The sequence below is a fragment of the Pedobacter zeae genome (genome assembly GCF_014196715.1).
GTDB classification, from domain to species: domain Bacteria; phylum Bacteroidota; class Bacteroidia; order Sphingobacteriales; family Sphingobacteriaceae; genus Pedobacter; species Pedobacter zeae.
The window spans coordinates 280,535-301,266 of record NZ_JACIEF010000003.1 but is presented as its reverse complement, the minus strand read 5'-3'; the positions used below and the strand labels follow the sequence as shown (position 1 = coordinate 301,266).

Here is a 20,732-nt window from a genome sequence, read left to right as displayed (position 1 = left end):
TTACACTCTGCCCGAAATGACGATTTCTTAGTCCGTCGCCGTGCCAGATAAGCAGTAAAACCCGGTCATTTACATCTGACGTTAAAAATTCAATAAACTATGGCGCTCCATAACGATTTAGGTAAAGAAGGCGAAAAAATTGCCAAACAATATCTTGAAGATCATGGATATGAGGTTTTGGACGAAAACTGGACCCATGGTAAAGCCGAAGTTGATTTAATCGCATATAAAAACGGGATCATGATTTTCGTTGAGGTTAAATCACGGAGCTCGGTTACATTTGGACAGCCGGAAGAATTTGTACATAAAGCCAAACAAATACAGATGGAATTCGCTGCTAATGCTTATATTGACTTGATGAACCATCAAAATGATATCCGTTTTGATATTATTGCGATTACTTTTACAAAAAATAAAAATTATAATTTAAACCATATAGAAGATGCGTTTTGGCCTGAAGATTAATCCCGTTAAAAATTTTATGTTTATTGCAGCTGTGCTCGCCTCCATGAGTGCTTGTAAAGACAGTTCTACTACCACTTACCGTAGCTTTCTTTCACCAATGACAGGTCTTAATGTACCGTCAGGAAAGGAATTTGATGTTAAATTACAATTTGGTACCGAGCAGAAAGTAGATTCTGTAATTTACCTGATCGATACCATTAAAATGATTTCAAAAGCCGATACTTCGGCTATCAAGCTTAAAACCGAAGGTTTGAAACTGGGTAATCACCTGATAACAGCAAAAATATATGGTGCCGGAAAATCCGAAGATTTAACCTCAAATATTAATGTTTTAGCTGCAAAGGCTCCCGCTGAGTACGGCTATAAGGTGATTAAGACCTTACCTCACGATACCGCTTCGTATGTGGAAGGTTTAGAATATCATGATGGTTTTTTCTACGAAAGTGCCGGCGATTACGGGCACTCAAGCCTGCGTAAGGTAGATCCATCAACAGGGAAAGTTCTTCAGAAAACAGATTTAGACAAACAGTATTTTGGCGAAGGTATTACCGTAATAGGAGACAAGATTATCCAGCTTACTTATCGCGAAAAAGTGGGCTTTGTTTATGATAAGGCTACTTTCAAGAAATTAGCTGAGTTTTCTTATACCACCGGAAGAGAAGGCTGGGGATTGGCTTTTGACGGACAAAAAGTATTCAATACCGATGGTTCAAACACCATCTTTTTCCTGAATAAAGATACCTATCAAAAAATTGGTTCGATCGATGTTTTTGATAATAAAGGAGCCATCCAGAACCTGAACGAACTTGAAATTATTGATGGTAAAATTTATGCAAACGTTTATACTACCAATGAAATCATGATCATCAACCCGGAAACGGGGGCCGTTGAAAGCAAGATTGATTTGTCAGGACTGTTGCCATCGGATTATTTTAAAACTGAAGATGAAAAAGCCAATAATGTATTAAATGGAATCGCTTACGATAAAGCCGGTAAAAAGCTTTGGGTTACCGGCAAAAAATGGCCACATATTTTTCAGATCGAACTGGTAAAGAAATAATTTAGTTGTCGACATGTTACATTGAGCTTAGCCTGTATTGAGCTTGAAGAAGTATCAAAATGCTTTAATATGATTTAATAGGTCATTCGACAGGTTCAAGATTACAAATTTTAATCTTTTTTCTTCGGCTCGTCTAAATAACCATTAAAAACGATGGGCTGTTTATTTACACTGCTAGCGGTTAAAGAAGCATAGCCATTGGTAGAAATATTAATGGTAAACCGGTAATTTTCCCTTTTTACATCGTTTGTATTAATCTGGATGGTGTACAAACCTTTTTTGTTTTTCGATTCGGTGTAGGTAAAATCTTTCGAGGTAAACTTAATGCCGCCTTGCGTTGGGTCCATCGGAGCGGAAAAAGATCGTCCAAAATAAGGCAGGTAAGCAACAATGCTGTCTTTGGTGACCTTCACGTCATATTGAGATCCGGTCAGGTTTATTGCAGAGCCTGCCTGGCTGCCCGGCATCATAGACAATATCCTGTTAACGTCATTGTTCGACATTGGCAGGGCAGTATTGGCAACAAAAATATAATTCTTATCCGCTACGATTTTTGCCGTAGTTTCTTTATCGGTTTGGGCAAATGATTGAATGCTTAGCATAAGAAGGCCAAGGCTCAATATTAAATTTAAACGTTTCATAATGTGTGTTTTAAATGTGTAACAACTTAAAGATGCACAGTTTTGAAAGATTCCATAACAGTGCCAAAAAATGAAACTTAGCGTAAATTTAACGAAATTATGATGGATATGATCAGTTTACCTTTTCTGAATAGATTGATTTAAATAACGGGTTGTTTTTTTCATCTTCAGAAGCACCCAGAGCAGTAAATTTATACTTCCCAGCCGAAATATTTTGGAGTTCGATTTCTCCATTTTCAGTGGTAATTAAGGTAATTGAACTGCCTTTTGGGCTTTTGCCTCCTTTAACTACTATCCCCCCAATCGGAGAACCTGCTACCCTCGAATTCGGATTGGTTGAAGGTACAGAAACCACAAATTTGTAATTTCCCGTTGTGGTATTATTAAATTCTATTTCACCTTTTTCATTGGTAATTAAGGTAAGTAAGTCTCCGGTATCTTTACTTCCCTTTACTACAATGCCACTAATGGGCTGTCCGGCTGTAAAATTGATCTCGCCGGTTGCAGCGTCGAGTTTCCCTTTTATTGATTTCATAATGCAGGGAAAATGTGATTCCGGATAGTTAAGCTTACAATACTCGCAATAATGTCCCTTTGGTAATTTGGCTTTTGATATTGCAGCCCGTTGTGGTATTTCGGTTAATGTGGTAGTTTCTACCTGAGCCAGTACAATAAATGAAGTAAATAGCAGGAATGCCGCTATAACAGCTCTTTTTTTCATTGATATTCGATTAGACTCGTAAAAATAATGAAAAAATATGGTTCCTGCTAGTTTTGAGTTATTTAGTGATTTATACGCTATTTCTTTTTTGATGCTTTAGCAAAAGGATTGAAGTCCAGGGCGAGCTTAACCCAGAAATCGAGTTCATCGTTTCGGCTTAATACGTCTTCTGAAACCGAAATGTAACCTTTCATCGGGCGTCCGCCCATCACCATTTGTTCCCAGCCATCTTTATCTGATAAAGTTTCCAGGGTATTCGGATCGAGCCGCACCATCATGCCGTTTTTCGAAATGCCAATACACATCTTACCGTTCACCATAAATATCAGTCCGTTAAACATCAGTTTTTCTTCCACATCGGGTATATGCTGTAAACGTTCGGCCACGCGCAGCGCAAGGGTTTCGTTGTATTTCATGCTTTAAAATTCTTGTATTAATATGAGTTAGATAATTAATATTTCCTTTGGACAGTTTGAACCGGCTTTTATTTAAGGCGGTCGTCACCCTGAATTTATTTCAGGGTCTTTCATGCTAAAAAGATGCTGAAATAAATTCAGCATGACGGATAGATAGGGGCTAGGTGCTTTTAAAACATTATTCTCATTATAACTTCAAGCAAGTTATCCTAAAATTAAGATTTAAAAGATATTGAACAAAATAATTTCCTTAGTATCTCTATTTCAGTAAATTTGTAACATGTTGTTAAACTGCTACCAGGATGAATTGTTAGAGGCCGGATGTGATGAAGCTGGAAGGGGTTGCCTTGCGGGTCCTGTTTTTGCTGCTGCGGTGATTTTACCAAAAGGTTTTGTGCTGGAAGGTTTAAACGACTCGAAACAATTATCGCACGATCAGCGTGCGCTATTAAGGCCAATTATTGAGCGGCAAGCATTAGCCTGGGCGGTGGCCTCCTGTGATCATGAAGAAATAGACCGCATCAATATTTTAAATGCATCCTTTCTGGCCATGCACAGGGCAATTGAGAAATTGCATACCCAACCTCAATACCTGGTGATTGATGGCAACCGGTTTAAGGCTTATCCACAGATTCCACATAGCTGCATTGTTAAAGGGGATGGTAAATACCTGAACATTGCTGCGGCGTCGATATTGGCCAAAACACACCGCGACGAATACATGACCAACCTTCATGCCGATTATCCGCATTATAATTGGATGCAGAATAAAGGTTATCCCACAACGGCCCACCGTAAAGCTGTGATCGAGATCGGACTGTCGCCTTTTCACCGCAGAACTTTTAATGTTAGTGATCCGCAGTTGGATCTGTTTTCAAAAAACGCCTAAAATTTCGTAATTTCACCACATTGTGAAAATTCTGTTGATTACCAAGCGGATTCCATTTCCGCCAAATAGTGGTTATCCTATAGTGGTTTACAACACCATAAAAGGTTTGCTGCAACTTGGTGCAGATATTACATTGTTCAGTCTCAACCCCACAAAAGGCCGTGTTGATATTGAAGATATTTACGATCCTGTTTTTGAACAGATTAAATACCATACTCACGATTTGGATACGGATGTAAATATATGGTCGGCGTTTTTTAACATATTTACTAACGAATCATATAACGTTTCCCGTTTTTACAGTGAAGATGCGGCGCGGCAACTGGAAAACGTTCTCCGCGAAAATACTTTCGATATTATCCAGTTCGAAGGTCTTTTTGTGGTACCTTACCTGGATGTGGTAAAGGCAAACAGTAATGCCAAACTGATTTACAGGGCACACAATATCGAATTTACCCTTTGGGAACGTCTCTCACATTCAGAAAAATTTCTTATCCGGCGTAAATATCTTGCGTTTTTAGCTCAAAGACTTAAAGCTTACGAAACGGATCAGATTAACCGTTTCCACCAGATTTTTGCTATCAGCGAGCCTGACAGGCAGAGTATTCTGCGCTTCGGCTGCGAAGTGCCCATGTCGGTCTTTCCGGTGGCTATTGATCTGGATAAATATAAAACAGATAAAACGAAAACCAGTTTTCCTACACTTTTTCATTTGGGTGCAATGGACTGGCGGCCCAACCAGGAAGGGTTGGAATGGTTTCTGGACGATATATGGCCGGATATCGAAAAGCTGAACAAAGACCTCCGTTTTTACATCGCAGGGAAAAATATGCAAAAACATTTTTTCGAATATGATTCTGAAAACCTGATTGTAGAAGGAGAGGTTTTTGATGCAATAGAGTTTATGAACTCGAAGGCAATAATGATTGTCCCATTAATTTCGGGTACCGGTATGCGGGTGAAGATTATTGAAGGAATGGCGATGAAAAAATGCATCATTGCTACTACTACCGCTGCCGAGGGCATTAATTGCAGGCATGGTTACGACATTTTAATTGCCGATACGGCAGATGAATTTTACCGCTCTATTCTGCAGTGTATCATTAATCCTAAACGCTGGATGGAAATAGGGGAGAACGCCCGGAAAACTGTGGAGAACGATCATGGTGTTCATCTGATCTCGGGTAAAATGTTGAAGATATACGAGGAATTGGTACAGGCCTAGCTTGATCAGGAAAGATTTTAATATTTTCAACTGGATCGTCATTATCATGGTCTGTGTCTCCACGTACTATAATTCTTTATTTATCCTATCGGTTGGCATTTCAGAGAATGAGATTAGGAAATGAGCGTTTAGTTACCCTTGACCGCATGTAGTCCCACTTTTCATTTCATTCTTCGCAGCTTCAAAAATGAAATGCTGAACTGGCCATTTAGCCCCGGTTGAAGCGTTACCCTGCAGCAACGAGGTATTCCGAACTTTCGGGAAAGCGTATAAGCGTAAAATGGGAGGAAAGTTGCTGTTTTGTACTAGTATTGCGCTCCTTAAAAAAATAATTTTAGGAATGGGAAATGATCGGCTTGTAGTTCTTGGCGGTTTGCAGTCCCGCTTTCGCTTATAGTCCTCTCCCGATGAAAAAATCGGGATGCGGGCTATTCCGCTCAATCGGGTTTATGAACAAGGGTTCCTTCGCTTAGCAGGCTCTTTGTTTCTTATTGCGTGTTATGTATTAAAATAAAAACACAAAATCATGATTCCCGCGGACTTGTAATGCCTTGGTTAAACGGATTTCAGCCTAAAAAACTCACTTGAAATTAACCTCAAAATTTTGTCTTTTTCTTAGTAGTTTTGCGCTCAGAAAAAATAAGTGCAAAATACAATGTGATTTGCAGCTTAATAAGCTGATAAACAAACTAAAACTGCTTCATTATCATAAAAAAATAGAATTCACGGATGAAAAACACCGCATTAACAGAAAAACACATCGCTTTAGGCGCTAAAATGGTTCCATTTGCAGGATATAATATGCCTGTTACTTACGAAGGTATTAATGCTGAACATGCAACTGTTCGTAACGGTGTGGGTGTTTTTGATGTGAGCCACATGGGCGAGTTTATCCTTAAAGGAGAAAAAGCATTGGATCTGATCCAACGTGTAACCAGTAACGATGCCGCTAAATTATATGATGGAAAAGTTCAATATTCTTGTCTGCCAAACGAGGACGGAGGTATTGTAGATGACCTTTTGGTTTATAAAATAGACGATACTACCTACATGCTGGTAGTAAACGCATCCAACATCGAGAAAGATTGGAACTGGATCCAGCAATATAATACCGAAGGGGTTGAAATGCACAATATTTCTGATCAAACCTCTTTGTTGGCGATTCAGGGACCAAAAGCTGCAGAGGCTTTGCAAAGCTTAACCGATGTTGATCTGGCTTCAATGGAATATTACACCTTTGTTAAAGGTACTTTCGCCGGCATTGAAAACGTAGTAATTTCAGCAACAGGTTATACCGGTGCGGGCGGTTTTGAGATTTATTTCGAAAACCAGTACGCAAACCAGATCTGGGATGCCATTTTTGAAGCCGGAAAAGCACAAAATATTAAACCAATTGGTTTGGGTGCGCGTGATACACTACGTTTAGAAATGGGTTTCTGTTTGTACGGGAACGATATTGACGATACTACTTCGCCAATTGAAGCGGGGTTAGGCTGGATTACGAAGTTTTCTAAATCTTTTACAAACTCAGAGGCGTTATTGGCGCAAAAAGAAGCAGGAATTCAAAAGAAACTGGTTGGTTTCGAAATGATCGATCGTGGTATTCCGCGTCACGATTACGAAATTGTTGATTCTGACGGAAATGTAATTGGCAGGGTAACCTCAGGTACGCAAGCCCCATCATTGCAAAAAGCAATCGGCATGGGTTACGTTGCTAAAGATTTTACGAAAGAAGGAACTGAAATTTTCATCAGCATCCGCAATACACCGATTAAAGCAAAAGTGGTTAAATTTCCTTTTTATAAATAGATAGAGTAGCCCGTATCAAGTAGTGAGATAAATTTGTCTTGTTACTTGATACTCTAGTACTCGAAACTCCACGTATGTCAAAAAAAATAGAAGTTTGTTTAACGCCCGCTTTGATTAACCTTTACGATATCGAGCAGAGCATTGTGGTCGTGATCGATATTTTAAGGGCTACATCCTCTATTACTTATGGGATCGATAATGGTGCCGAAGCGATTATTCCGGTCGCTCATGTAGAGGATTGTTTAAATTATCGCGAAAGTGGATTTTTATTGGCTGCAGAAAGAAACGGAGAAGTGGTAACCGGATATGATTTTGGTAATTCGCCTTTCTCCTATACAAAAGAAAAAGTTGGCGGAAAAACGGTTGTCCTTACTACAACCAATGGAACCAAAGCGTTGCATTTGGCACAAAAGCATGCTTTTCAGGTAGTAATCGGATCGTTTCTTAATCTGGATTCACTTTGTACTTATCTGCAAAGCCAGGATAAAAATGTACTTTTATTATGTGCCGGCTGGAAAGACCAGTTTAACCTGGAAGATACCTTGTTTGCAGGTGCAGTTGTAAACAAACTCCGTCAAAACTTTGAACATTTTGATGATTCGAGCGTAGCTGCAGAAGATTTATACCTGTTAGCTAAAGATGACCTGCGGCAATACCTGCGCAAATCTTCTCATAGTCATCGCCTTGCACAACTAAATATTGAAGAGGATGTTGTTTTTTGTTTGCAATTAAATGTTTGCAAAGCAATTCCGGTATTGGAGGGCGAACGCCTGGTGGCCCTAAAAAATTAAAAACTTCTGGTTATAGTCTTCGTTTTCAGCGATGACAATGAGCTATGTAAAGTCAATCTAAAAACTAAATTTTAAGCCGAGCAATATTGCATTTTTTCTGAAATTTGCACCATTAAATTGAGTTTCCTCTGTTGGGCGGCTATTAAAAAAAGCTTTATCTACACCTGAATAGGTGTTGATGTTATTGATCATATAGTCAGCCTCTACCTGCAAGCATTTGTTTAATGGCACAGCCAGGTTGATGCCGCCATTTAACGAAAATGAATTGGCTTTATGTGTAAAACTTACAGGTTTAGCAAAGTCAGGAATTAAATTCCAGTTGGCTTTTGCCGAATATGTATAAAAACCGCCTAAAAACGTGGCGCCTATGCTAAATTTCTGCATTTTAAAAACAAATTCTGCACCAAAATCGAAACCTTTATATCTCGCTTCATAGGTAGAGTTTAAGCCTTTGCTGTCGGGATTATTTGCACTTTCCAACAGGAAAAACTTCTGCTGATGGTATGAAGCTCCTATAATCGGATGAGTACTAAATTGCCCAAACTTTAATAGCTGGTAGCTGAGTTGTAGCCCTCCATGGTACAAATAACCTTTATTTGCATTAAGCAGATCGAAATAAAAAGCATTTTGCCGGTTATCATTTGCATAATCGGTATCCTCTACTTCACCTTTGGTTATGGTGCTGTATTGGTTGGTGGCCTTAATACTGAGCCGACTGGTAATATGGTATTTGATATCTAAACCGAAATCAGCCCCTTTAAGATCTTTCCAGATCAATTCTGATAAGATATCCGGATTAGTGCCGTCTGCATTCCCTGCAATAGACCAATTAAATTTGGATTGCTGAATGCCAACGTATGGCTTTAGCTCCCATTTTTGACGACTATCTTGTGCAAATGCGTTTTGGTAAAATAAAATGAGCGTTAAGCAGGCCAGAAATTGTTTGATAAAGGAAGTGCGCAAAGCGATCAGCATACCTGTGTTTAAGTTTATAACAGCAAAATACACATAGTGGTCATTTAAACCACTATGTGTTGAATAATTTATTTCCTAAAAGGGATATACTGTAGCGATAAATGATTTATCGGTAGGCGATAAAACGGTATTCCATCCCACCTCGAAATCGCCTATGGTTAATTCGTTTGGAACTGAATAATGCATGATCGAATATTTATCATAAGCACTATAGTTGGTTTGCGTAGTGCTGTATTTTGCAAATAAGTTATTATCTACATCTGCCTGGCTCCAATAATTTGGTGCAGCAGCATAATAAGCGTAAACCGCAGGTTTATCCCAAGGAATAGCCACTAATGGATGCTGGTGTTCGTGAATCAAGCCTAAGGCATGACCGAATTCGTGGATGACCACACGGCTATATTCAGAATCGGCTGTACTTGCAGTTAACCAACCAAAGTTCATGGTCGCTCCGGTGCTTGGTGTTGATTTTCCTATGTACGACCAAGATCCATCCCCACTAACAAAGCTTACCCTGATCTTAGCTGTATTATCGTTGGTTACAAAATTGAATTTAATGTTAGCATAATTTTCCCATTGCCTGGCATATTGGATCACTTTTGCCCTGATTGCTGCTGTGCTTCCATTTAAACTCACTTTTATAGTGGTTCCGGGAGTCCATTTTGTTGATTTTAAAACGGCGCCTCTTGGGGTGGTACCATCTAAGGACCGTTCTGTACAGATGTGGATGTCGCCTAGCGGGTTAACAGCTGTGGTTTCTGGTTTTTGCAAATCTGCTGTTTCTGTTGGCTTTTCCTTTTTGCAGGCGAATAATACGGTTATTAATGCGAGAGCGGTAAGCAGGGATTTATTTAATTTTAAGAATTTCATGTTTTAGGTTTTTTAGGTAAAAATTTAATGATCTGTATTTGACAAAAAATCAAGTTAGAAGATCGTAAAAACAGGAATTCTTCTGTGCTGAAAAAGAATAATCAGACTAAAAAACATAGATAGACGTTTAGGTTAATACACCTGCTGCTGCAAGTATAATCCTAAAGTAAAATAATATTATATAACCACCAAGGGAAATGTAATATTTTTATTTCATAAGTGTATTTGTAATACTATGATAAATTCTTAATTTATTGTACTGTTCAAGTAGTATTAATACTACTTGAATTTGAGTATATCCATCTTAGTTTTTTAGGGTTTGGTGATCAAGTCGGAAATGGTAGGGCTATTTTTAATGGTAATCAGGGCTTCCTCGTGCGCCAGCCAATAAATATCTTCAGCGCGTTTCATATCAAAGGTGCTAATGGCGCCTAAACCTTTTGGTTCGATCAGCACGTTGCAGAATTTTGCCTTTCTTTCCATATCATGGTTGATTGACATAATTCCTGCACGCCCCATTAAATTGGTTATGCCTGTAATTTTATCAACGGGTTTAAGGTGGTTACAAGAGGAGCCGATAATGAAATCGCAATCTTCCATTAGGGGTTCAACGGGAAAATTATTTAAAATGCCGCCATCCACATACATCTGGCCATCAATCATAATGGGTTTAAAAATGCCTGGTATACAGCTGGAGGCATGAATGGCCCTGATGAGTGGCCCTTTGGTAAAATAAACCAAGCGGCCTTCGCTAAAATTTACAGCAGCGATGGTTAACGGAATCTTTAATTTCTCAATGGTATCATCAGGGAAATATTCTTTTAAAATTAACGCAGTGTTCTCAATATTAATCAAGCCCAAAGACCCAACAGCCGGCCGGACGAAGCGCCAGAGTTTGGTTTTTAAGAAAATATTCAAACCTTCTTCCGGATCTATGCCAGCGGCAAAAAATGCACCTGCTATTGCGCCTGCACTGGTTCCGCTGATGTGGCTAAAAGTAATGCCCAAATTACTGAAGGCTTTTAAAACACCTAAATGTGCTATTCCCCTGATACCTCCGCCTGATAATACAATGCCAACTCTCATTTTTTCTGGGTTAATTGTTTTTGAACTGGTTAACGGCCTACTGCTAACTACTTCCGTTGTTTTGGTTTATACTTTGATTGATTTAAAATTTTCTGTGTATCGTTATCGGCCATCAATTGCTGCAGGGTAACATCTGGATGTTCTTTCATGTACTTCCGTACAATCTGCCAACCAACCCATACGCCCAATTTTGGCGCCGAATCTCTGTTTTCTCCTAAACCCGGTGTAAAAGGTCCTTCTGATAAAAATACCTGGATCTTTTGGTAATCGGTTTCATACAGAAAGCTGTTCTCCAAAAAATATGCCCAAATGTCGCCCTCAAAATTTTGCACCCAATCCAATTGTTGCTGGGTATAGCCGATCTTAGTCGAATCGCCTATATTTTCCGGCAAAACCTGATCAAGAAAGTACAATATTTTTCCTTGGAAAATCATTTTTGATAAAAGCGTCCTGTTTTCATCAGGTTCGGTAAAAAGCTCTTCGTGTGCATAAGTTTCGGCAACACGGGGTACAATGTATTCAGGGCTGAATCTTCGCGAAAGGTATAAGGGTACACTTTGCACAATGGCCTTATAAAACTTACTGTCTTTGCCCAAAAACATATCCAGGCCAATGCCAAGGTAACCGTCGCCTACTGGCATTTGATAAGCAAAACCAGAAGCAAAAGCAATAAACCTCGGGATTTTAGCCTTGGGGTAGTAATATTTTATGTATTTAAAGGTTTCATTTAAGCCTTCCTCCTGTGGTTTTAGGTTGGGGAAAACGCTGTCCACTTCTTTGGTTAAATCGGTATAGGCCTGGTCGCGGTATAAATTGGCCAGCGACTCGGTACTGGAATACCTGCTATCGAGTATCCGGTGGATAAAATCATCGTAAAATACCCCGTATTTAGAACGAAGCTGTTGGTCGACCCCGGTAACGTTTTTGTTTTTGCCTGCAAACAGCTCGTTATCAAATCTTTCGATCCTGAGATCCGCCTGTATTTTACTTACATCAGGCCGGTTACCTTGCCTGCAGGAAATAAATGCCATGGCAAAAAGAAAAATTAGATAAATTTGCCACTGTTTTACGTTATACATCATGTAGAACAAATATATATAAACAGCATAGCATGAAAAAAATATCGACCATTTTAATTTTGTCTCTGTTAAGCTTTGGCGCGTGGGCACAAAATTACTCTTTAACCAATTACGGCTTTAGGTTAGGTTTAACCGCTACACCAACTTTTGGCTGGATTAAACCCGAACAGGGAAAAACCAATGGTGTGGCTTTAGGCTTTTCTTACGGATTGATAGGCGATTTCAATTTTGCCCCTAATTACAGTTTTGCTACTGCGCTAACCATTACATCGATAAACGGTAAAAGTACTGAGGCCAACGTATTGCCTTATTACGCAAACAGCGGCAGTACCGCACCGAAAGCTTACGATCTAAAATATAAATTGCAGTACATAGATTTACCATTAACGGTGAAGTTGAAAACCATAAAAGCAGATGGTAAACGGTGGTATGGGCAATTTGGTTTATCTAACTCGTTCAATATCAGTGCAAAACAGGATGCTGTAACGGGTGGGATGGTTGTTGGCGATAATTCAAACGTATCAGACTATATTAAACTTTACCGTGCCGGCTTAATCATTGGTGGCGGTGGTGAGTTTGATGTTTCCGGAAATACCAGTATTGTAGCCGGATTAACTTTTAATAACGGTTTTACTAATATTGTAACAGATAAAGCCAGAGATGTTAGAAATCATTATTTAGCACTTAATTTTGGCGTATTCTTTTAATCCGGATATTCTCTTGATACTCGATACTCACTGCTTGACACAATAAACATGAAAATAGCACTAGCACAACTCAATTACCATATCGGAAACTTCGAGGCCAATACCCAAAAAATAACCGAAAATATTAAACTGGCCAAAGATAAAGGAGCTGATCTGGTTGTTTTTGCCGAATTGGCTATCTGTGGTTATCCACCAAGAGATTTTTTGGAGTTTGACGAGTTTATCGTATTGTGCGAAACTGCTGCCCAGGAAATAGCCAAACATTGTATAGGCATTGCCTGCATTGTTGGTCTGCCAATTAAAAATGAAGTATTGCAGGGAAAAGACCTGTTTAATGCAGCCTATTTTATAGAAGAAGGAAAAATTAAGGCCATTGTTAAAAAAGCATTGTTGCCAACTTACGATGTGTTTGATGAATACCGCTATTTCGAACCTGCCACACAATTTAACTGTATCGATTTTAAGGGTAAAAGAATTGCCTTAACCATTTGCGAAGATTTGTGGAATATCAACGACAATCCGTTGTATGTATCAAATCCAATGGATGAACTGATTAAAGAGCAGCCTGATGTAATGATCAATATTGCGGCTTCTCCTTTTTCTTATACGCACGATGATGAGCGCATACAGGTATTGGCAGATAATGCTAAAAAATACCATTTGCCTGTATTTTACGTAAATCAGGTGGGGGCGCAAACCGAAATTATTTTCGATGGCGGTTCATTGGTTTTTGATGCCGATGGGGAAATGAAGGCCGAAATGAAATATTTTAAGGAGGATCTCCAGGTTTTTGATTTAGATGAGATTGAAAGTGTGCATAATAAATACCCAAAAGCAGAAAGATTAACAGATATTGAGCAGATTCATGATGCGTTGATATTGGGGATTAAAGATTATTTCAGAAAATCAGGCTTCAGTAAAGCGGTTTTAGGTTTGTCTGGGGGAATTGATTCGGCTGTGGTTTGTGCACTGGCCTGTCGTGCTTTAGGGCCAGAAAATGTAATGGCAGTTTTAATGCCTTCCAAATTTTCTTCAGACCATTCGGTACAGGATGCATTAGACCTCGTTAACAATATTGGCTGTATGCACGAAATTGTACCGATTAAAGAAGTTGCCGACGCTTTTGACCATATTTTGGCACCAGCTTTTAAAGGTTTACCATTTAACCTTGCAGAAGAAAACATTCAGGCCCGGATCAGGGGGATTATTAACATGGCCATGAGTAATAAATTTGGCTATATTTTACTGAATACCTCGAACAAAAGCGAGTGCGCGGTAGGTTACGGTACTTTATATGGCGATATGTGCGGCGCTATCGGGGTAATTGGAGATGTGTATAAAATGCAGGTTTTTGAGCTGGCCAGGTACATCAATAAGGAAAAAGAAATTATTCCGCTTAATACCATTGTTAAACCACCTTCGGCAGAATTGAGGCCTGATCAGAAAGATTCTGACTCCCTGCCGGAGTACGAAATCCTCGATAAAATATTGTACCAGCATATTGAAAAGAAACAAGGATCCAAAGCAATTATTGCACAGGGTTTCGACGAAGCTTTGGTGCAGCGCATATTAAAGATGGTTAATATTGCAGAATTTAAACGCTACCAAACCCCTCCCATTTTAAGGGTATCGCCTAAAGCATTTGGTATGGGAAGGAGAATGCCAATTGTAGGGAAGTATATGGCTTAGAAGGTTGAAAGGTTTTAAAGTTTAAATTGTTGAAATGTTAAATTGTTCAATTGTCGGGATTATTCAATGGCTTACCAAAGGGCAGTTTAATTCTGCTGAAGCTGATTTTGTGCCAACTTCCTGATTTCACCGTCTTGTTCATTTGCAATAATGTGGTTAAGGTGCAGCGCATTATTTATTTTGCTTACGGCAAGCTTTCTGGTGGCAGCATCTTTATCAAACACAGCAATATGGAAAAGGTTGGATTCATCTTTTAGTTTATCAACAGCAATTTTCCTTATCGTTACTTGAGTGTTAAAGCAGGCAACATGAAATAGGTTTTCCTGCTCGGTTAATTTTGCTACAGCGATCTTTACAAGAGCTGTATCATTATTAAAGCAGGCTATGTGAAAAAGTTCTTCCTCCGAAACAGCAGTAAGGTTTAAATGAGAGGAGCTGGCAGCAGGAACAGAGTTGATTACCAATTCTTTTTTGCTGCCAATGCGGATGCAGCTGCTTAAGCATAATATAGTGCCGAGAAATAAGAATGATCCCTTCATTGAGTTGCGTTTTTACTAAGTTATATATTTTTAACAAAGTGTTGAGGTTTAATGCAAAAAAAAACGTCATCTGAGGTTTGCAAATGCTCCCAAATGACGCTTATTGGTTAAAGATATTCTTATCCTAAAGTAGCATCAACCGTAATGGTTGTATTCAATAATTTAGAGATCGGGCAGTTTTTCTCTGCATCTGCTACCAGTTCATCAAATTTTTCCTGTGTTAAACCAGGTACAGAAGCTGTTAAAGTTAAATGCGATTCTACGATTTCACCTTTTGACGGATCCAGGTTAATTTCACATTTGGTTTCCAGTTTATCAGCTGTAAATCCTGCTTCAGTTAAATTAGCTGATAATTTCATGGTAAAACAGCCTGCGTGTGCCGCAGCGATTAATTCCTCAGGATTGGTACCAACACCCTCTGCAAAGCGTGAATTAAAAGAATACTGAGTATTATTTAAGGTCGTGCTTTGCGTAGTGATACTGCCATTACCTTCTTTAATAGAACCTTGCCATACGGCTGTTGCGTTTCTTTTCATGATCAGATTTTGTTTTTTTAAATTGTTAACAGCTAAAGATAAAGATATGTTTGGTTAAAAGATGATAATTCTTCATTAAGAAATTCTTGTATCAAATCAGTTGAAAATCCTATTTAAAGTGTTTTAAAAAAGGAGCTGTTTCTTTGAAACAGCTCCTTTTTTAATTACGATCTTTTAGGTTATTTTATCTGATTTTTAATTATAAAGGATACAATACTGCGGTAGCCTGTTTGTCTTTTGCTGATAAAACAGTAGCACCGCTTCCACATTGCCCGCCATTCATGAGCGATAGTGCGTCTGTTCCGCCAACACCGGGAACATTAATTGTGGTAGACTGGTTCGTGTGCTTAAATGAAATGGTATGACCAAATTCATGCGTAATGGTTCTTGTGCGCTGTGCAAAAGAATTGTTTTGGATGAGGGCCTGATTGATCCAAATAGTATTACCGGCTTTACCGTTTGAAGTTGATAAATAGGCTTGTCCACAGGTAGAGCTTCCGATGGTATTATCCACTTTAATCAGGATATCGTATACAGTACCGGTTGTGATCACAAATTTTAGTTTTGAATTTGGCACTGTATTCCATTGGTTAATTGCAGAATTGATTTCGCTGGTCATGCTGGTTATCGAAGGATCGATTTTAACGCGGATGTTGGTGCTGTTGGTTACAATGTAACCATTGTAATATTGTTCGGTTATTGCTTTTCCGTAATCTGCCGGAACTTCCATTTTCTTGCTGAATACAATATCTCCGTCAACTACATAATTATCACCACTTTCTACAATCTGCGCATCCGTAAATCCAAGATTTTTGATGTAAGCAAGAACTTTTTGATTTTGGGTAGTTTGGATTTCGGACTCGGCCGGGATTTCATTTTTTTTCTTACAGGAGATGATGATCGCTGATAGCAATGCGATCAAAGCCACTTTTTTTAATAGGGTTTTCATAGTTTAGGTTTTTAGTTTAGATCGTAATAGGTTGTAAATGGTATTGTATAGCTAAATATAATACAAAAAATACAAATATGTATATTTAATAAATAAGTTTGTATTTTTAATTAGTCTATTACGATATTGATGTGCCTAATCTATTTCTTGCTGAACTGCTTTATTTTTAATGGACTGGACAAGCAAAATTCCGATCCCGATCATAATCGAAATATCAGCAAAATTAAAAACGCCTGTTTGAAAAAGGTAAAAATCCATATGCATAAAATCGGTCACCGATCCATGTACTATCCGGTCATACAGGTTGCCTATACCGCCACCTATCAGAAAGCACAAAGCAATTTGCATCGTCATTGGTAAATGATGTTTGGCAAACAGAAAATATAAGCCATAGCCCAAAAATAACAGAGGTAGTCCTGTTAAAATGACTAATCTGAAAATATAAGGCATTTCATCCCCTAAGCTTAAAAACGCACCGGTATTTTCTACCTTGGTTAAAGTAAAACGGCCTTTAATAATGCTGATGTGTTCGTAATCGCTGATCTTGGCGCGGACAATTTTTTTGGATATCTGGTCGCAGCCAAAATTTAAGGCTAATAATAAGAGCAATACTGACCAGCGTAAGGTTTTTATTTTTTGCATATTTTTTATCTGATAATATCGGCATCAACCGGCGTGTAGCTTAAATGCCTGCTTAACGACATGATTTGTCCTTTGTGATGAAATTCATGCGTAATCACATGGGTAAACAGCTTTAATGGATTTACGATTAAAGATCCCCCATTTCTTTGCAGTTCAATTTGCAGCAGTTCATTTCCTTTAAATTTTTCGGTAAATAAGCCAATATATTCATCTACCTGGGCAAAATAGCTCAGACAATCGCTTAAGGTCCGGTAATTTTCGAAAGGTAAAAATTCCTGTTTAATGCCTAAAGCCCTTTCGCCTATCCATGCACAGTAGGTTTGACAGATATGGACCAGTAAATTCCGGATAGAACCCCGGCCAAATGAACTGTTATCGGTTAAGAAATCCTGTTCGGAAATGGTACTGATATAAGTTAAAAGGGTATTTCTGGAAGATAAAACGTATTCGTATTGTTGTTTAAGCATGGCGTGGTTTCCTGATCCATTTTCTATACGGAATAATCAAAGCTAAAAGAATGGCTGCCAGGCTAAGAAGTTTGGCAATAATATCCCCATTCTTCGCGTAAAAGGTTAGTTCATCGTTCAGGTTAATGTTGGCTTTGATGGCGGTTCTTGTCCACCATTTGGTGCTTTGGGTAATATCGCCACGCTGGTTAATGAAACACGAAATGCCGGTATTGGCCGAGCGTGCTACATCGCGGTGCGTTTCTATGGCCCTGAGTTTAGCATACATTTCGTGTTGGTCTTTACCTGAAGTATTTCCCCACCAGCCATCATTGGTAATGATGGCGATAAACTGTGCACCATCTTTTACCTGTTGGCCAATCCAATCTCCCCAGAGGCTTTCGTAGCAAACAACAGGTGCGGCACCTATACCGCTTTGGGCATATAAAACACTGGGTTTATCCTGCCAGCCCCAGCCACCAACTGTTCCGCCTAATTGTGCAAAAACACCATCTAAAAATGAAAACACCTTTGGAAAGGGCATTTTTTCTACACCCGGTACCAATTTAGATTTATGATAAAACTGCACGTTTGCCGAATTTTCTACCTGCATGGCGGTGTTAAAATTATCAAAGTAAACACCCTGCTGGTTATCAAATTTTGAGGTGATGGTTTTTTTATCCTGATAAATTTTGATGCTTTCTATACCCGTAATCAATGTGCCGTTTTTGTACTTTGATAAAAAGCTTTGCAGGTTAATGAAATCATTATTGCTTCTGATCCTATCTTCATCAGCATAATTAGGAATGGCTGTTTCAGGCCAGATGAAATACTCGGTATTGGTTTGCCCGATCGAATCAGAAAGACGGGTTAAAATTTTAATCTGTTCAGCAGGCGGGATATTTTCGAGCTTTTGATAAGGATCAATATTCGGCTGCACCACTACTACATTGCTGGGTGTTCCTTTCTGTTCGGCTGTAAAGTATTTGGTTAATGATACGGTCACCGGAATGATGACCACTACTACCCAGATACCTAAAGACCTGTACTTTAAATAGCCAGTTTGAGATTTTAATTTTTTGTAAGCTTCAAAAGCAAGGATATTGCTGGTTAAAATCCAGAGCGACCCGCCGTAAACCCCGGTATAATCGTACCACTGTGCCAGCTGGTGCATGCCTGCCAATCCGTTGCCTAAAGTCATCCAGGGGAAAGCAAGGTCCCAGGTTTGCTGCAAATATTCGAGTGCAATGTAAAAGGAAATCAGGCCGATATAAGCAACCGTTTTATTCACATACCTGCCCAAACGGTAATAGAGCCAAACCGAAAAAGTCATTAAAAGCGCGCCTAAACCATAGGGGATTAACGATACCGGAATAGCCACAATGGGGTTATTATAGGCGCTTATGGCATTGTAAACCCAATAAATAGCCGCGGTATTCCAGGTTAAGAAAGTTAAACCCGCAGTTAGGAAAACCCTTTTGCCTGCTTTTTTGAAATTACTGCCGGCAATATGATCTATTGCGATGAGCAGGGGTACCAAACCGATTAATAGTAAGGGAGTGGTAAATGGCATAGGCGGCCAGGCCAGCCACAGTAAAAATGCACTTAAGAGGGCGAGGAAGTAGGTTTGTTTAGATTTCATATAAGAATACTTGTCATTCTGACGCAGGAAGAGTCTCTATGCGACAGAAAACTGACCTTATTTTTGTTAACGTAAGTGCAGTACGGTTATGTTAAAGATGCTTCTTGCCTCAGCATGACAGGGGTTTACTTATAAGCTATCTAAAATAGTTGCTTTTTTGGCTTCATACTCTTCCTGTGTAATCAGGTGTTTATCGTACAAAGTTTTAAGCTTACGTAATTTCAAAGTTGTTTCGTCTTCAGCTTCTTCTACCACTTCGGCAATCTGGATAACCGGTTGTTCGGGTTCAGGAGCTGGTTCGTAAGCCGGAATTTCGGCTACTGGCTGTGCATTAAAACTGATCGGAGAGGCTGTTGCCCTGTTTTCTTCCAACTTTTGCTGACGCAGCATTTCTTTATACTCTTCCAGTTGCTGGTTTGCGGCCTGATGCAATTTGCGCGCCTGTACCTTCGGAATAAATTCGGTTACAATATTTTCGCCATGCTGTGGTACACAAATAAATTTAGACCCGAAAAACTCTTCCTTAAACGAAACCTCTTTAATGCTTTTCCAGGAAATGTCTTTAAAGTTCATGGTTAAACCCAGGTTGCCCGGCTCGCAGTAAAAAATCCTTTTGTTCGAAATCGCAATGCTATCAGGCAGCAGGTTTACGGCCGGTTTTTTTTGCACAGCTAAATACAAAAGCTCTTCGCCATTGGTTAAAAGATCGTTTAATTTTCCAATCACCTTTTCAACCGCTTTAGGGTCTTGTTCGTCGCTCAGAAATCTATCTATACTAATCATAATATTTTTTAAAATTGATGTGTGGTTATGTTCAGATGCTAATCTTCGGCATCATCATATTTGTTTTTGTTTTTTGTTGCCGGTTTACCCGCTATGCAAATTACAAATTCTCCTTTTAAAGTATTGTTTTCAAAATGTGATTTTATTTCGGCCAAAGTGCCCCTTACGGTTTCCTCAAACATTTTGGTCAGCTCCCTGCTTACCGATGCCTGCCGCTCAGCACCCAAATATTGGGCAAACTCTTCTAAAGTTTTTAATAAACGGTGCGGACTTTCATAAAGTATGATCGTACGTTCTTCTTCAGCCAGTTTTTTGAATTTAGTTTGCCGGCCTTTTTTAACCGGTAAAAAACCTTCAAAGCAAAAAGAATCGGCCGGGAGACCCGAGTTTACCAAAGCTGGTACAAAAGCAGTTGCACCTGGTAAACATTCTATTGCAATATTGTTTTTAATGGCCTCGCGTACAAGAAAGAAACCCGGATCGGAAATAGCTGGTGTACCCGCATCCGAAATCAGGGCAATTTGCTGCCCTTCGTTTAAAAACCTGATAATTTCTGAAGTGGCCTTATGTTCGTTATGCTGGTGGTGCGCAAAAACCCGTTTATCAATGCCAAAATGTTTAAGCATGGGTGCACTTGTGCGGGTATCTTCTGCCAAAATCAAATCGCACTCTTTTAAAATCCGGATTGCCCTGAAGGTCATGTCCTCCAGGTTGCCTATTGGTGTAGGTACAAGAAATAGTTTGCCATCCATATTTCAGTTTGCGGTTTACA

Annotated in this window: 23 protein-coding genes; 8 read left to right on the top strand and 15 right to left on the bottom strand. The window is 39.1% G+C overall.

All coding sequences use genetic code 11. The features are described 5' to 3' along the window. The first annotated feature begins 99 nt into the window (after positions 1 to 99). A complete protein-coding gene (locus tag GGQ60_RS14275) occupies positions 100 to 465 on the top strand; it encodes a YraN family protein (RefSeq protein WP_183765568.1) in 366 nt (121 codons plus the stop codon). Further along, positions 443 to 1,525 (top strand): glutaminyl-peptide cyclotransferase, encoded by a 1,083-nt coding sequence (locus GGQ60_RS14270; RefSeq protein ID WP_183765567.1) that lies wholly within the window; start codon positions 443 to 445, stop codon positions 1,523 to 1,525. The genes GGQ60_RS14275 and GGQ60_RS14270 overlap by 23 nt, the downstream gene beginning before the upstream one ends. A 110-nt stretch (positions 1,526 to 1,635) precedes the next feature. Here the strand turns inward: GGQ60_RS14270 and GGQ60_RS14265 are convergent, their stop codons facing one another. The 3 genes from GGQ60_RS14265 to GGQ60_RS14255 form a co-directional block, all read right to left on the bottom strand. Beyond that, positions 1,636 to 2,166 carry a DUF4251 domain-containing protein gene (locus GGQ60_RS14265; RefSeq protein ID WP_183765565.1) on the bottom strand — a complete coding sequence of 177 codons (531 nt, stop codon included), beginning with the start codon at positions 2,164 to 2,166 and terminating at the stop codon, positions 1,636 to 1,638. Between the two features lie 112 nt (positions 2,167 to 2,278). Then, on the bottom strand, positions 2,279 to 2,887 hold the full coding sequence (locus GGQ60_RS14260) for a hypothetical protein (RefSeq protein WP_183765562.1): 609 nt from the start codon (positions 2,885 to 2,887) through the stop codon (positions 2,279 to 2,281). Between the two features lie 77 nt (positions 2,888 to 2,964). Continuing rightward, complete coding sequence (locus GGQ60_RS14255; RefSeq protein WP_183765559.1) at positions 2,965 to 3,303, bottom strand: TfoX/Sxy family protein; 339 nt, start codon at positions 3,301 to 3,303, stop codon at positions 2,965 to 2,967. A gap of 280 nt (positions 3,304 to 3,583) precedes the next feature. Here GGQ60_RS14255 and rnhB point away from each other — a divergent pair, with 280 nt between their 5' ends. From rnhB to GGQ60_RS14235, 4 genes are all read left to right on the top strand, one after another. Beyond that, positions 3,584 to 4,192 carry a ribonuclease HII gene (rnhB, locus tag GGQ60_RS14250; RefSeq protein ID WP_183765556.1) on the top strand — a complete coding sequence of 203 codons (609 nt, stop codon included), beginning with the start codon at positions 3,584 to 3,586 and terminating at the stop codon, positions 4,190 to 4,192. A 22-nt stretch (positions 4,193 to 4,214) separates the two neighbouring features. Further along, positions 4,215 to 5,417 (top strand): glycosyltransferase, encoded by a 1,203-nt coding sequence (locus tag GGQ60_RS14245; protein ID WP_183765553.1) that lies wholly within the window; start codon positions 4,215 to 4,217, stop codon positions 5,415 to 5,417. Between the two features lie 729 nt (positions 5,418 to 6,146). After that, the gene (gene gcvT / locus GGQ60_RS14240) at positions 6,147 to 7,226 is read left to right on the top strand and encodes a glycine cleavage system aminomethyltransferase GcvT (protein ID WP_183765550.1); all 1,080 of its coding nucleotides are present in this window, start codon (positions 6,147 to 6,149) and stop codon (positions 7,224 to 7,226) included. Positions 7,227 to 7,300: 74 nt separating this feature from the next. Next, positions 7,301 to 8,017: a 2-phosphosulfolactate phosphatase gene (locus GGQ60_RS14235; RefSeq protein ID WP_183765548.1), complete on the top strand. Its 717-nt coding sequence runs from the start codon at positions 7,301 to 7,303 to the stop codon at positions 8,015 to 8,017. Between the two features lie 57 nt (positions 8,018 to 8,074). Here GGQ60_RS14235 and GGQ60_RS14230 read toward each other — a convergent pair whose 3' ends face one another. The 4 genes from GGQ60_RS14230 to gldB all read right to left on the bottom strand — a co-directional run bounded on the left by GGQ60_RS14230 (position 8,075) and on the right by gldB (position 12,030). Beyond that, positions 8,075 to 8,992 carry a hypothetical protein gene (locus tag GGQ60_RS14230; RefSeq protein ID WP_183765545.1) on the bottom strand — a complete coding sequence of 306 codons (918 nt, stop codon included), beginning with the start codon at positions 8,990 to 8,992 and terminating at the stop codon, positions 8,075 to 8,077. A gap of 75 nt (positions 8,993 to 9,067) precedes the next feature. Beyond that, complete coding sequence (locus tag GGQ60_RS14225) at positions 9,068 to 9,862, bottom strand: M12 family metallopeptidase (protein WP_183765542.1); 795 nt, start codon at positions 9,860 to 9,862, stop codon at positions 9,068 to 9,070. A gap of 312 nt (positions 9,863 to 10,174) precedes the next feature. Continuing rightward, a complete protein-coding gene (locus GGQ60_RS14220) occupies positions 10,175 to 10,948 on the bottom strand; it encodes a patatin-like phospholipase family protein (RefSeq protein WP_183765539.1) in 774 nt (257 codons plus the stop codon). A 47-nt stretch (positions 10,949 to 10,995) separates the two neighbouring features. After that, on the bottom strand, positions 10,996 to 12,030 hold the full coding sequence (gene gldB / locus GGQ60_RS14215) for a gliding motility lipoprotein GldB (protein WP_183765536.1): 1,035 nt from the start codon (positions 12,028 to 12,030) through the stop codon (positions 10,996 to 10,998). A 29-nt stretch (positions 12,031 to 12,059) separates the two neighbouring features. On the opposite strand from gldB, the gene GGQ60_RS14210 reads away from it, so the two are divergent. Then, on the top strand, positions 12,060 to 12,734 hold the full coding sequence (locus tag GGQ60_RS14210) for a porin family protein (protein ID WP_183765533.1): 675 nt from the start codon (positions 12,060 to 12,062) through the stop codon (positions 12,732 to 12,734). Positions 12,735 to 12,782: 48 nt separating this feature from the next. After that, a complete protein-coding gene (locus tag GGQ60_RS14205; RefSeq protein WP_183765530.1) occupies positions 12,783 to 14,423 on the top strand; it encodes an NAD+ synthase in 1,641 nt (546 codons plus the stop codon). 86 nt (positions 14,424 to 14,509) lie between these two features. On the opposite strand, the gene GGQ60_RS14200 is transcribed toward GGQ60_RS14205, so the two are convergent. The 8 genes from GGQ60_RS14200 to rsmI form a co-directional block, all read right to left on the bottom strand. After that, complete coding sequence (locus GGQ60_RS14200; RefSeq protein WP_183765527.1) at positions 14,510 to 14,962, bottom strand: hypothetical protein; 453 nt, start codon at positions 14,960 to 14,962, stop codon at positions 14,510 to 14,512. 119 nt (positions 14,963 to 15,081) lie between these two features. After that, positions 15,082 to 15,498 (bottom strand): OsmC family protein, encoded by a 417-nt coding sequence (locus GGQ60_RS14195; protein WP_183765524.1) that lies wholly within the window; start codon positions 15,496 to 15,498, stop codon positions 15,082 to 15,084. A 199-nt stretch (positions 15,499 to 15,697) separates the two neighbouring features. Continuing rightward, positions 15,698 to 16,447, bottom strand: coding sequence for a M57 family metalloprotease (locus GGQ60_RS14190; protein WP_183765521.1), 750 nt, complete (start codon positions 16,445 to 16,447; stop codon positions 15,698 to 15,700). 135 nt (positions 16,448 to 16,582) lie between these two features. Beyond that, positions 16,583 to 17,089, bottom strand: a complete 507-nt coding sequence (gene lspA / locus GGQ60_RS14185) for a signal peptidase II (protein ID WP_183765518.1) — start codon at positions 17,087 to 17,089, stop codon at positions 16,583 to 16,585. A gap of 5 nt (positions 17,090 to 17,094) precedes the next feature. Beyond that, positions 17,095 to 17,556, bottom strand: coding sequence for a DinB family protein (locus tag GGQ60_RS14180; RefSeq protein ID WP_183765515.1), 462 nt, complete (start codon positions 17,554 to 17,556; stop codon positions 17,095 to 17,097). Beyond that, on the bottom strand, positions 17,549 to 19,177 hold the full coding sequence (lnt, locus tag GGQ60_RS14175; RefSeq protein ID WP_183765512.1) for an apolipoprotein N-acyltransferase: 1,629 nt from the start codon (positions 19,175 to 19,177) through the stop codon (positions 17,549 to 17,551). Before lnt ends, GGQ60_RS14180 begins: the two co-directional genes overlap by 8 nt. A 129-nt stretch (positions 19,178 to 19,306) precedes the next feature. Then, a complete protein-coding gene (locus tag GGQ60_RS14170) occupies positions 19,307 to 19,960 on the bottom strand; it encodes a PH domain-containing protein (protein ID WP_183765510.1) in 654 nt (217 codons plus the stop codon). Between the two features lie 38 nt (positions 19,961 to 19,998). After that, the gene (rsmI, locus tag GGQ60_RS14165; protein ID WP_183765507.1) at positions 19,999 to 20,712 is read right to left on the bottom strand and encodes a 16S rRNA (cytidine(1402)-2'-O)-methyltransferase; all 714 of its coding nucleotides are present in this window, start codon (positions 20,710 to 20,712) and stop codon (positions 19,999 to 20,001) included. Positions 20,713 to 20,732: the final 20 nt, after the last annotated feature.

Excerpts from the sequence above, each read along its gene's own strand:
- lspA (WP_183765518.1), bottom strand. The coding sequence starts at position 17,089 with ATGCAAAAAATAAAAACCTTACGCTGGTCAGTATTGCTCTTATTATTA.
- GGQ60_RS14255 (WP_183765559.1), bottom strand. The coding sequence starts at position 3,303 with ATGAAATACAACGAAACCCTTGCGCTGCGCGTGGCCGAACGTTTACAG.
- GGQ60_RS14220 (WP_183765539.1), bottom strand. The coding sequence starts at position 10,948 with ATGAGAGTTGGCATTGTATTATCAGGCGGAGGTATCAGGGGAATAGCA.
- GGQ60_RS14225 (WP_183765542.1), bottom strand. The coding sequence starts at position 9,862 with ATGAAATTCTTAAAATTAAATAAATCCCTGCTTACCGCTCTCGCATTA.
- GGQ60_RS14190 (WP_183765521.1), bottom strand. The coding sequence starts at position 16,447 with ATGAAAACCCTATTAAAAAAAGTGGCTTTGATCGCATTGCTATCAGCG.
- GGQ60_RS14270 (WP_183765567.1), top strand. The coding sequence starts at position 443 with ATGCGTTTTGGCCTGAAGATTAATCCCGTTAAAAATTTTATGTTTATT.
- GGQ60_RS14195 (WP_183765524.1), bottom strand. The coding sequence starts at position 15,498 with ATGAAAAGAAACGCAACAGCCGTATGGCAAGGTTCTATTAAAGAAGGT.
- GGQ60_RS14170 (WP_183765510.1), bottom strand. The coding sequence starts at position 19,960 with ATGATTAGTATAGATAGATTTCTGAGCGACGAACAAGACCCTAAAGCG.
- GGQ60_RS14265 (WP_183765565.1), bottom strand. The coding sequence starts at position 2,166 with ATGAAACGTTTAAATTTAATATTGAGCCTTGGCCTTCTTATGCTAAGC.
- GGQ60_RS14210 (WP_183765533.1), top strand. The coding sequence starts at position 12,060 with ATGAAAAAAATATCGACCATTTTAATTTTGTCTCTGTTAAGCTTTGGC.
- gldB (WP_183765536.1), bottom strand. The coding sequence starts at position 12,030 with ATGATGTATAACGTAAAACAGTGGCAAATTTATCTAATTTTTCTTTTT.
- lnt (WP_183765512.1), bottom strand. The coding sequence starts at position 19,177 with ATGAAATCTAAACAAACCTACTTCCTCGCCCTCTTAAGTGCATTTTTA.
- rnhB (WP_183765556.1), top strand. The coding sequence starts at position 3,584 with ATGTTGTTAAACTGCTACCAGGATGAATTGTTAGAGGCCGGATGTGAT.
- GGQ60_RS14275 (WP_183765568.1), top strand. The coding sequence starts at position 100 with ATGGCGCTCCATAACGATTTAGGTAAAGAAGGCGAAAAAATTGCCAAA.
- GGQ60_RS14205 (WP_183765530.1), top strand. The coding sequence starts at position 12,783 with ATGAAAATAGCACTAGCACAACTCAATTACCATATCGGAAACTTCGAG.
- rsmI (WP_183765507.1), bottom strand. The coding sequence starts at position 20,712 with ATGGATGGCAAACTATTTCTTGTACCTACACCAATAGGCAACCTGGAG.
- GGQ60_RS14230 (WP_183765545.1), bottom strand. The coding sequence starts at position 8,992 with ATGCTGATCGCTTTGCGCACTTCCTTTATCAAACAATTTCTGGCCTGC.
- GGQ60_RS14260 (WP_183765562.1), bottom strand. The coding sequence starts at position 2,887 with ATGAAAAAAAGAGCTGTTATAGCGGCATTCCTGCTATTTACTTCATTT.
- gcvT (WP_183765550.1), top strand. The coding sequence starts at position 6,147 with ATGAAAAACACCGCATTAACAGAAAAACACATCGCTTTAGGCGCTAAA.
- GGQ60_RS14180 (WP_183765515.1), bottom strand. The coding sequence starts at position 17,556 with ATGCTTAAACAACAATACGAATACGTTTTATCTTCCAGAAATACCCTT.
- GGQ60_RS14200 (WP_183765527.1), bottom strand. The coding sequence starts at position 14,962 with ATGAAGGGATCATTCTTATTTCTCGGCACTATATTATGCTTAAGCAGC.
- GGQ60_RS14235 (WP_183765548.1), top strand. The coding sequence starts at position 7,301 with ATGTCAAAAAAAATAGAAGTTTGTTTAACGCCCGCTTTGATTAACCTT.